At 67.9% G+C, this 2,220-nt stretch carries 2 protein-coding genes and 2 pseudogenes; all 4 read left to right on the top strand.

Translation table 11 applies throughout. From position 1 onward, the window contains the following. Positions 1 to 383 (top strand): annotated as a pseudogene (locus AC1Q6J_RS23120) (P-type conjugative transfer protein TrbL); the annotation flags it as partial. A gap of 2 nt (positions 384 to 385) precedes the next feature. Then, a complete protein-coding gene (gene trbF, locus AC1Q6J_RS23115) occupies positions 386 to 1,075 on the top strand; it encodes a conjugal transfer protein TrbF (RefSeq protein ID WP_492281477.1) in 690 nt (229 codons plus the stop codon). Then, entirely contained in the window at positions 1,072 to 2,097 is a 1,026-nt protein-coding gene (gene trbG, locus AC1Q6J_RS23110; RefSeq protein ID WP_492281476.1) for a P-type conjugative transfer protein TrbG, read from the top strand. Before trbF ends, trbG begins: the two co-directional genes overlap by 4 nt. Continuing rightward, positions 2,094 to 2,220 (top strand): annotated as a pseudogene (locus AC1Q6J_RS23105) (TrbI/VirB10 family protein); the annotation flags it as partial. The gene trbG and the pseudogene AC1Q6J_RS23105, both read left to right, overlap by 4 nt.

Raw genomic sequence — 2,220 nt, 5'->3', positions numbered from 1 at the left:
CCTACAGCCTCGGCGCTGCCGGGCAGTCTGGAGCATCCGGCGTCGCTTCCGGTCTCGGCAATGTCGCGAGCACCGGCGCGCGGGCTGCGGCCTCGCCCTTGAAGCGCGCGACGACACGCGCGGCAGACAGCCTCAAATCCAACTACGAGGCCGGCTCGCGTGCCGCGACCGAAATCTCCGGCGGCGCGACGAGCGACGGCGGAGCGACTGAGGCTGCGCCTGCGGCCGCCTCGGCTCCCGCCGACGACGGCCCGCCGGCCTGGGCCAAGCGCATGACGCGCTCTCAGCAACTCGCCCACGGCGTCCAGGCCGCCGCCCATGCCGTCAAATCCGGCGACAGCCATGGCGGCGGCTCCTCCGTCAATCTCTCCGAAAGCGACTGACCATGAACTTCTTCAAACGACCATCGACCCATTACGGAAAAGCGCCGCAGCCCGAAACGCCCTATCAACGGGCCGCACAGGTCTGGGACGACCGTATCGGCTCCGCCCGCGTGCAGGCCCGCAACTGGCGTTTCATGGCCTTCGGCTGCCTCGCATTGTCGGCTGGCCTGTCGGGTGGGCTCGTGTGGCAATCCGCCAGCGGCACCATCGTCCCCTGGGTCGTGCAGGTCGACAAACTCGGCCAGGCCCAGGCGATCGCCCCCGCCGTCGCCGACTATCGGCCGTCCGATCCGCAGATCGCGTTCCACCTCGCCCGCTTCATCGAACAGGTCCGCTCGATCCCGGCCGATGCGATCATCGTGCGGCAGAACTGGCTGCGCGCCTACGAGTTCACGACGCAAGGCGGCGCGCTCGCCCTCAACGACTATGCGCGCACCAACGACCCCTTCACCAAGGTCGGCAAGCAGCAGGTCGCCGTCGAGGTGTCGAGCGTCATTCGGGCCTCGCCGGATTCGTTCCGCATCGCCTGGACCGAGCGCCGCTATCAGGACGGCTCGCTCGCCGCGACCGAGCGCTGGTCCGCAATCCTCACCATCGTCGTGCAAACCCCGCGCGACGCCGAAAAACTCCGAGCCAATCCGCTCGGGATCTACGTCAACGCCATCAACTGGTCGAAGGAGCTTGGACAATGACGCCTGCCTTCCGCACAGCCGGAAAGCCGGCTCTCCGTAAATCCTCGCTTGCGCTTCTGCTCGTCTGCACCTCGGCGCTGGCCGGCTGCGCGACCAACACGCCGCCCCCGGAGATCAGCTACGACAACGCAGCGCCCGCAGTGCAGACGGTCGATCCGCCGTCGCCGGTGCGCATCGTCGAATTGCCGAGGCCCTTGCCGCTTCCCGGCCAGCTGAAGCCTGTGGAAGGCACGCGCCAAGCGGCCGAGCCGACCGATCCCGCCACCCGCGTCAATCAGGCCAATGCACAGGCCCGCGTCCAGCCGGTGCGCAACGGCTTCATCAACTCCATGCAGGTCTATCCCTTCACCCAAGGGGCGCTCTATCAGGTCTATACCGCCGTCGGGCAGATCACGGACATCGCGCTTCAGCCCGGCGAGCAGCTTGTCGGCGCTGGCCCCGTCGCCGCCGGCGACACCGTGCGCTGGATCATCGGCGACACCGAGAGCGGCACGGGCACAGCGAAGCAGGTTCATATCCTGGTCAAGCCGACGCGACCCGAACTGATGACGAACCTCGTCATCAACACCAATCTACGCACCTACTACATGGAGCTGCGCTCGACGTCGTCGACTTACATGGCATCGGTCTCCTGGCAGTATCCGCAAGACCAGCTCATCGCGCTGCGCCGCCAGAACGCACAGGCGGAAGCCGCGCAGCCCGTCTCGACGGGTATCGATCTCTCGCGGGTCAACTTCCGCTACGAGGTGACGGGCGACCGCGCGCCGTGGCGTCCGCTGCGCGCGTTCGACGATGGGCGGCAGGTGTTCATCGAATTCCCGCGCGGCATCGGCCAGGGCGAGATGCCACCGTTGTTCGTCGTAGGGCCTGAAGGCGCGACGTCCGAACTCGTGAACTACCGCGTGCGTGGAAATTACATGATCGTCGACCGGCTCTTCGCCGCCGCCGAGCTGCGTTTCGGCGCCGACCGCAACCAGAAGCGCGTGCGGATCTCGCGCACCGATGGAAGGCCGGCGTCATGAGCGAGATCGAACCCGGAAAGGAGAAAGGGCCGGAGCCGTCCGGTGACGACGGCGCTCTGCCGCTGACCGGCGAGCCGGCCGCGCCGATGCGCCTGCGCCCGGAGCCGCCGCGCGTCACCCGGC

It is taken from the genome of Afipia sp. MLSD5-FHT05B12, from assembly GCF_058793355.1.
Note: the sequence above shows the minus strand (reverse complement) of the source record. Positions and strands in the feature narration are given on the sequence as shown.

Bases quoted from the DNA above. Each gene is read 5' to 3' on its own strand.
- trbF (WP_492281477.1), top strand. From the start codon at position 386: ATGAACTTCTTCAAACGACCATCGACCCATTACGGAAAAGCGCCGCAG.
- trbG (WP_492281476.1), top strand. From the start codon at position 1,072: ATGACGCCTGCCTTCCGCACAGCCGGAAAGCCGGCTCTCCGTAAATCC.